Genomic DNA, 7,774 nt, shown 5'->3' with positions numbered 1-7,774 from the left:
GTAAGGATATGGAACACAAAAAACACGTTTACCTTAACCCTGAAAAGGTTGTTTCTGAGGGCCTCGGATTGGTCGCGGCTTGATGTGTATAGGCGACAACTATCTTGACAGCCACCGGTTACCTTCACGGCTTACCCCACCGACCGGGGATGCGAAGCGTAGGGTGCGGCTCCCGCACCGCCAAGCGTAACGCAAACCACCGGCTTTTGTTCCCATGATACCCCAGAAAACACCGGCCCCTCGTCACCATCATGGCTTACCCCACCACCCGGGGCGCAAAGCGTAGGGTGCGGCTCCCGCACCGACTGGCGTAACGCAACCCACCGGCTTTTGTTCCCATGATACCCCAGAAAACACCGGTCCCTCGTCACCATCATGGCTTACCCCACCACCCGGGGCGCAAAGCGTAGGGTGCGGCTCCCGCACCGACTGGCGTAACGCAAACCACCGGCTTATCGGGCGTACCTCAACACGCACGGCACCCCTACCATTCCCCAAAATTGCCGGAGACTTCCCCACACCCACCCCAGTCGCCATCGTAGACCCCATGGACCACAAGCCGATGAAATGTAGACCACGGCCAGTCCCCCACCCGCTCAACAACCCCATGCTTTACCGGGTTGTAATGGATGTAATCCATATGCGTTTCAAAGTCGCGCTCATCCCGGATCCGATGTTCCCAAAATCGCCGTTGCCACAAGGTACCTTCCTGGCGGGCCTTGCGGGACTCTGTGGAAAAGCCTTCGCGGGATAAGCGATCTCCGCAGCAGGTCGTCACATACCGCTTGATGCGGGACCACCGGCTGCTGTAATCGGCGTCACCCTCGGGAAGCGTCCAGATGCAATGGAGGTGGTCCGGCAAAAGCACCCACGCGTCAATGGAAAACGGGGCCACGGCACGGACACGCTCAATGCTGTTTCGAAGGGCAACCCGTACCGGCTCATCGCAGAGAACGGGCTGTCTGTGGTGGGTAACAACCGTAAAAAAAAACGATGCACCAGCGGTTGATACGCGTCGGTAATTGGGCATACGCGACCTCGTTCGTCTTATCGCACACGTTATTTTTGCTGATGATGGTGGCGGTTTTCGGAACGTTCTGCGGTGCGCACGGCGCACCCTACGAGACACCGGTTCTTCGCTACCTTCACGGCTTACTCCACCGCCAGGTGTAACGCAAGCCATCGCCTTTTGCGTCCAATGGAATCTCGCACGCCATAACCGATACCGGCTTTTCGGACGACCCTCGGTGCGCACGGCGCACCCTTCGAAACACCGGGTATTCGCTATCTTCACGGCTTACCCCACCGCCCGGGGCGAAGCGTAGGGTGCGGCTCCCGCACCGACTGGCGTAACGCGGGCCACAGGCCTTTCGGCCAGTCATTGTCCCTCGCAATATGCGCTTATTTCAGAACAGGGCTCATTCCTTCGTCATCAAGAAGCGTCTCAGCGAGGTTGGCCCAATCCAACACCTTGTCATGAAACCCAAACACATTTCCTTCAGCCGTGTGGGTGGCCACAGGAGCCCCGGTGCCGACATCAAAACGCGTGCACCCCAGCCGCAAGGTCCCTTGAAGCATCCCGAGGGTTCCCGATCGCATCCGGGACGCGGCTTTGATCAAAAGGAGCCTGTCCCCTGCATACTCCCGTGCCTGGCCCAGGCAATCATTGGCTTCACGGCAGGGCGCGCCGACAAAAACGGCGCCGTGGGCTTCGGCAAGGCTGGAGATTCGAGGGGCAAGGGTGGAACGAAGCGGCTCGGGGGCTGAAAGCATCCAGACCATGCCCGGGTTCACGCGCTGTTCCAGTTCGGCTTTTCGCGCCGTAAAAACGGAGATGAAATGGTTCCTGTTGCCAGCGTCCTTGGGCAGGACGGAAAAATCGACATCATTCAAACGAGCCAGGGCATCAATGATCCAGCGAAGCTTCTGGGCCGGGGTAGCAGCCTCTTCGTCATAGGTCATCTGGTGAAGGGCCTTGGCCTGTTTCAACGCCACCAGGTTTTCCGCCGTGTCCCGCCTGATCGTGTAGCGCACCCACAGGGTACAGGAAGAAGGGTCCATGTAACTTCCGGCGAAGGTCACGTCGTTCATGGTTAGGGAGGAGGCCACCCGAAGACGACGGGTGGCAAGACGGGTGGCCGAGAGGTCTCCGTCCGTGGTTTGCGCCTGACTCTCCATGAGTTCCATGCTGCTCTCCACCGTCACCTGGACCTGATCCAGCAGGTTTACCAGGGCCATCTGCCGCGCACTCATCTTCTGCAGAAAAAAATTGCCCTCCATGGGTCCTGACTTCCCTACCCCCACGAAGGTCCCGTCAAGGGTACCGCCGTCATGCACCCAGGTGGGACGGGGCTGGCCCGTTCCGGCACAGGGGTGCCCCTCAGGGTAGGTCGCAGACTTCCCTGCACATCCGGTCAGCGCCAACAGCCACACCATGCCCACCGCCATCGGCCATGTGATCTTTTGCCTCATCATAAGAAAGAATCCCTCGCAACAGTTCGGCTCATCAAGCAAACACGCACACTTGGGACATACAAGCATGCCCCTTTGTTTTAAGCAAGCGGGCAGCCGCAGAACAGACAAAAGCCCAGCCCTTGAGCGAAAGTGGTGGGCCTGGGGGACGAAGACCGGTGGCGATGATGAATCCGGGGGGCTTATGTTCTCACCCTCAAGTGACTGTAAAAGACAAAAAACACATGCATTCACCCCACCCTTGACAATCGGTTCCAAAACCCTGATAACCCCATTGATTCTTACTCAACCAAACGGCAGGCAGGACAGAACTTTTCCCGCTGCTGACCATATGGAGCCCCATGGATTCAAAAATCATCGACATTCGCCTCACGCCTGACGAAATCGACAGCCCCGAGGCCGTCAAAAAAAAGCTCATGGAAGCCTACGGGCCGTGCAATGAAAAAACATTCTTCTACCGGGTGCTGAAACGCTCCATTGACGGCAGGGGGCGCACGCCCCGGTTTTCCGTCCGCGCCGAGGCAGGAGAAGGCCCCCTTGCCGAGCCCTCGCTTCGCCCTTTTGCCCCTTGCGCCCCCACCGGCAAAGAGGTCATCGTGGTGGGAGCCGGGCCTGCCGGGTATTTTGCCGCCCTTCGCCTGCTTGAGCTGGGCATCCGGCCGGTGGTGCTGGACCGGGGAAAAGATGTCCGCTCACGGCGGTTCGACCTCAAAAAAATCTACTCCGAAGGCAAAGTCGATGCCCACTCCAACTACTGTTTCGGGGAAGGCGGGGCAGGCACCTACTCCGACGGAAAGCTCTACACCCGCTCCAGCAAGCGGGGGGATGTGGGCCGGGTCCTGGACCTGTTCATTGACCACGGGGCCTCTGACTCCATCCGCGTGGATGCTCATCCCCACCTGGGTTCCAACGTCCTGCCCAAGATTGTCCGGGCCATGCGGGAAAGCATCTTAAACGCCGGGGGCGAGATTCGCTTTGAGTCCCACGTCACCTCCTTTACGGTGAACCAAGGCCGCATGACCGGAGTCGGTCTGGCAAACGGCCAGAGCCTCACCGCCGACGCCGTGGTCCTTGCCACCGGCCATTCGGCCCGGGACATCTACCGGCAGCTCCACGCCCAACACATCCGGGTTGAGGCCAAACCCTTTGCCATGGGTGTCCGCATCGAACATCCCCAGGCCCTCATCGACAACATCTTCTACGGCACCCAAACCCGCCACCCCAACCTGCCCGCGGCGAGCTACCGCATCGCCTGCCAGGCCAATGGCCGGGGCGTGTTCTCTTTTTGCATGTGCCCCGGCGGGTTTGTGGTGCCCGCGGCCACCGCCCCCGGCGAGCTGGTCTTAAACGGCATGAGCCTCTCCTACCGAAGCGCGGAGTACGCCAACGCCGGTCTCGTGGCCGAGGTGCGACTGGACGACCTCGGGGAAGACGCCGAGGCCAATCCCCTGGCGGCCCTTGAGTTTCAGGAGGCGGTGGAGAAAAAAGTCTTCACCGCCGGAGACGGCATCACACAAAAAGCACCGGCACAGCGATTGGAGGATTTCCTTGATAAGCGCCCCTCCACAACCTTAAAGGCATCCTCCTACATCCCCGGACTCTACCCGGCAGACCTTCACGAACTCCTGCCATCCTTTGTGGCGGAGAGCCTCGCCCAAGGCCTTCAGACCTTCGGAAAAAAGTACAGAGGCTTTGCTCACCCGGACGCCACCCTCATCGCCGTGGAATCCCGCACCAGCTCCCCGGTGCGCATTCCCAGGGACAAAGGGAGCTTCATGCACCCGGACACCCCGGGCCTGTTCCCCACTGGAGAAGGGGCCGGGTACGCGGGTGGCATTGTCTCCGCGGCCATGGACGGCCTGAATGTGGCCGATGCCGTGGCACGATGGATGGAGACAAAAGGGTAATCAAAAAAAGCCTCCGGCGGCCCTGCCGGGGGCCAAACGTTTAAAAAGTTTGACAAACAGGTCTTGTGAACGTATCGGGCATGTAATCGAAACGTTTTTGCGGAGCTTTTTTAAAAAAGCGACCCGCCGTAAGCACCTGAACAGTTAAAAAGGCGCATCCGAATGGAATGCGCCTTCATGGTTTACTGAGCTGTCGGCCCGTGATAAGCCCAACCCAGCAGATCAGAATGTTTGTGGGACCGGTTCCCTTTTTGGAAACCTGTCCCCCCTTGATGTACCCCGACCATTCCGGAGATTCCCATGTCCCTTCAAGGCATTGTCCATATCGCCCAACAGACCATGCAACGTTTTCTCAGCCCCGGCGACATCGTCGTAGACGCCACCGTGGGAGCGGGCTACGACACCGGTTTCCTTGCCCGCTCCGTGGGGCCCAAGGGCCGTGTTTACGGATTTGACGTCCAGCAAGAAGCCCTGGACAGGGCAACGGAAAACCTCACCAAAGCCGATCTCATGGACAGGGTCACCCTCTTCCACGCCGGGCACGAAACCATGACCGACCACCTGCCCGGCGACACCCACGGCATGATCAAGGCCGTAAGCTTCAACCTGGGCTACCTCCCGGCAAGCGAATCACCCGTCACCACCCAGGCCGACACCTCCCTATCCGCCATCCGCACCGCCATGGGCCTTCTCCACAGGCGGGGCGTCATCTCCATCGCCATTTACGGCGGTCACCCCCAGGGCCAGATCGAGCAGCAACGGATCAAAGCCTGGGCCGCAGCCGTCCCCTACGACGAATTCCGCATCGCCTCCTACGAATTCACCAACAAAGAACGAAATCAGGAGACTCTTCTCCTCATGGAGCGGGCAAAGCCAAAAGGGTAAATGCGCGCCCACGCCAATACCGCCCGGCCGACGAAGCGTAGGGTGCGGCCCCCGCACCGCAAACGTTACGCGAAGCCAACGGATTTGGCCGCAGCCCACATCATCCCGAGCGACCACAACCAATCCACTTTTTTGAGAAGATAACGGTACGAACAACGCACCCGACGAAGCAACACCCATAATATTTATGGATGAAGAATCACGGTGAATGTTGCCCCTTCGCCCTCCCGGCTCTCCACATGGATCTCGCCGTGGTGAGCGGCCACAATGCCCCTGACCAGGCTGAGCCCAAGGCCCAGGCCTTTTTCCGAACGGCTTCTGTCTCCGCGGAAGAGGCGGTCCCAGATCCGGGGGATGTCTTCGGAGGGAATGCCTGGCCCGGCGTCAAGGATGTCGATGCGAACGGTGTCGGCGTCTCTGCGGGCAGTGATGCCAACACGCTTGCCTTCGGGGGTGAACTTGACGGCATTATCCAGGATATTGGCAAGGGCCTGACTCAGGCGGTGGGGGTCCACAGAGGCCACAAGCCCCTGTTCGATGGTGGCGTCGATTTCCACGGTCTTTTCTTCGGCCACAAACCGGTACATCTCCACGATGGTTTCAATGAGTTCGGTGAGGTCGGTTTCGCGGGGAGTGATGCGGAGCATGCCCGTCTCGGCTTCGGAGACGTCCATAAGGGTGGTGAGAAGGCTCAGGATGCGATCGGACTCTTCGATGCCCTTTTCAAGGGCCTGGCGAAGCAGCTCGGGGTCGCCCCCTTCCCGTAAGGCCATCTCCGAGACGTTTCGCAGGCGCGTCATGGGGGTCCTGAGATCATGGGCCACGTCGTCCAGGGAGTTCTCCATACGGATGATAAGCCCGTGGATGCTGTCCAGCATGCTGTTAAAAAGCCCGGCCAGTTCGTCGAGTTCATCACCTGTGCGGGTACGCGGGACCCGGGCTTCCATGGTCCCGGCGTCTATGGATCGAACCGTTTTGATGATATCGCGGATGGGCCGAAGGGTCCGGCGTGAAAGAAAGAGACCGCCACCGAGCCCCAGGGCAAAAAGGGGAATCATCACCACAAGAAAGATTCGGCGGAACTGGCTGAGGATCTCCTGACGGCGCTGGCTGCTCATGCCCACCTGCACGCGGTTGCCCCTTTTGGTCAAGGGGCCTGAGAGCACGTCCAGCACGTAGGTTCCTTTTCGGCAGGAAAGGGTCTGCCAGCCCTGGCAATCACTGCAGCCGTGGGAAAGAAGGGTGAGATCAAAATCTTCCCAGCTGCCCTGGGAGAAGATATGCCGGGTGTGATTGTCCCGATCCGCCACCCGGATAAACAGGGGGCGCGACCTGCGCTCGCTTCCCAGCTGGTCCACGTACCGGTTGAGGGCGGAGACACCACCGATGTCGTAGAGGGTCTGTACCTCCCGCAGCTCCAGGCGAATCTCCTCGTAATCCTGGGACCTCAGGGTGGCCCCGAGAAAAAGGTAGGCCAGGACAAACATCAGAGCCGAGCTTCCGATAAAGATCGCCGAATACCAGGCCCCCACGCGGAACCCCAGGGTACGGGTGATGTTACGCAGGCGCTTTAAGGACATAGCCCACCCCTCGGATGGTGTGGATCATCTTGGCATCAAAGGCTTTGTCCACTTTGTTTCTCAGGCGGCAGACCAGCACATCCACCACATTGGTCTGGGGGTCGAAGTGAAGGTCCCACACATGCTCCAAGATCATGGTCTTGGAGACGGGCCTCTCCGCGTTTCGCATGAGGTATTCCAGAAGGGAGAACTCCCTGGGCTGAAGCTCCAGCACGGTGTCCCCGCGCTTTACCCCCCGTTTTAACAGGTCCATGAACAGGTCCCCCACGGTGAGGGTGGAGGCCTCGGCCACCCCGCCGGAACGCCGGATCAGGGCCTGGATCCGCACCAAGAGCTCTGAGAAGGCAAAGGGCTTGACCATGTAGTCGTCCCCGCCGCGCTGGATGCCACGTACCCGGTCGTCCACGGACCGCTTGGCGCTCAAGATGAGCACCGGGGTGTTGACCCGCTTTTCCCGCATGGCCTCGATGATCTCCAGGCCGTTGCACCCGGGCAGCATGATGTCGATGACAGCCGCATCGTAAGACTCCTCCAGGGCAAGCACCAGGCCGTCGTCCCCCCGATGGGCCGTGTCCACGGCAAAACCCTCCTGCCTGAACCCTTTGGCGATAAATCCTGCAATCTCTATGTCATCTTCAATAATGAGTATCCGCATGTACATCCTCGACGTGAGGTTCTCTTAAGAAAAGGTAACTATTCAGATCCAAAAACCAGCCTCCGGCGGCAAGGTGTGCCACCTCGATAGCAGATAGCAGATGTAATTTGCCCCTCGTTCCTCGGGTCAAATCACGTCTGCTTTTAAAACGGCATTCATCTAACTGTTTTTTATGACCTAATTTATTAAACTTTTTTTAAAAGTTTAGCCCCCGGCAGGACCGCCTGAGGCAGCTTTGAACTGAATAGTTACAAAAAAAATCATTCTATCTGCGT

General features: G+C 59.2%; 6 protein-coding genes. 2 read left to right on the top strand and 4 right to left on the bottom strand.

Annotated elements, in window-relative coordinates; all coding sequences use genetic code 11:
- Positions 1–484: 484 nt before the first annotated feature.
- Both MSL71_RS12220 and MSL71_RS12215 read right to left on the bottom strand, forming a co-directional pair.
- Positions 485–1,030, bottom strand: a complete 546-nt coding sequence (locus tag MSL71_RS12220) for an REP-associated tyrosine transposase (protein ID WP_180140629.1) — start codon at positions 1,028–1,030, stop codon at positions 485–487.
- Between the two features lie 371 nt (positions 1,031–1,401).
- The gene (locus MSL71_RS12215; RefSeq protein ID WP_180140627.1) at positions 1,402–2,280 is read right to left on the bottom strand and encodes a hypothetical protein; all 879 of its coding nucleotides are present in this window, start codon (positions 2,278–2,280) and stop codon (positions 1,402–1,404) included.
- Between the two features lie 533 nt (positions 2,281–2,813).
- Here MSL71_RS12215 and MSL71_RS12210 point away from each other — a divergent pair.
- Positions 2,814–4,379: an NAD(P)/FAD-dependent oxidoreductase gene (locus MSL71_RS12210; protein ID WP_180140625.1), complete on the top strand. Its 1,566-nt coding sequence runs from the start codon at positions 2,814–2,816 to the stop codon at positions 4,377–4,379.
- A gap of 300 nt (positions 4,380–4,679) precedes the next feature.
- Positions 4,680–5,264, top strand: a complete 585-nt coding sequence (mnmM, locus tag MSL71_RS12205) for a tRNA 5-(aminomethyl)-2-thiouridylate-methyltransferase MnmM (protein ID WP_180140623.1) — start codon at positions 4,680–4,682, stop codon at positions 5,262–5,264.
- Positions 5,265–5,449: 185 nt separating this feature from the next.
- Here mnmM and MSL71_RS12200 read toward each other — a convergent pair whose 3' ends face one another.
- Positions 5,450–6,844, bottom strand: coding sequence for a sensor histidine kinase (locus MSL71_RS12200; protein ID WP_180140621.1), 1,395 nt, complete (start codon positions 6,842–6,844; stop codon positions 5,450–5,452).
- Positions 6,822–7,499 carry a winged helix-turn-helix domain-containing protein gene (locus MSL71_RS12195; protein ID WP_180140619.1) on the bottom strand — a complete coding sequence of 226 codons (678 nt, stop codon included), beginning with the start codon at positions 7,497–7,499 and terminating at the stop codon, positions 6,822–6,824. The genes MSL71_RS12200 and MSL71_RS12195 overlap by 23 nt, the downstream gene beginning before the upstream one ends.
- Positions 7,500–7,774 lie beyond the last annotated feature (275 nt).

The sequence above is a fragment of the Desulfoluna butyratoxydans genome (assembly GCF_900699765.1).
GTDB lineage: Bacteria > Desulfobacterota > Desulfobacteria > Desulfobacterales > Desulfolunaceae > Desulfoluna > Desulfoluna butyratoxydans.
Note: the sequence above shows the minus strand (reverse complement) of the source record. Positions and strands in the feature narration are given on the sequence as shown.

Coding starts and splice junctions, on each gene's coding strand:
- MSL71_RS12210 (WP_180140625.1), top strand. CDS start 2,814: ATGGATTCAAAAATCATCGACATTCGCCTCACGCCTGACGAAATCGAC.
- MSL71_RS12195 (WP_180140619.1), bottom strand. CDS start 7,499: ATGCGGATACTCATTATTGAAGATGACATAGAGATTGCAGGATTTATC.
- mnmM (WP_180140623.1), top strand. CDS start 4,680: ATGTCCCTTCAAGGCATTGTCCATATCGCCCAACAGACCATGCAACGT.
- MSL71_RS12215 (WP_180140627.1), bottom strand. CDS start 2,280: ATGGAGGGCAATTTTTTTCTGCAGAAGATGAGTGCGCGGCAGATGGCC.
- MSL71_RS12220 (WP_180140629.1), bottom strand. CDS start 1,030: ATGCCCAATTACCGACGCGTATCAACCGCTGGTGCATCGTTTTTTTTT.
- MSL71_RS12200 (WP_180140621.1), bottom strand. CDS start 6,844: ATGTCCTTAAAGCGCCTGCGTAACATCACCCGTACCCTGGGGTTCCGC.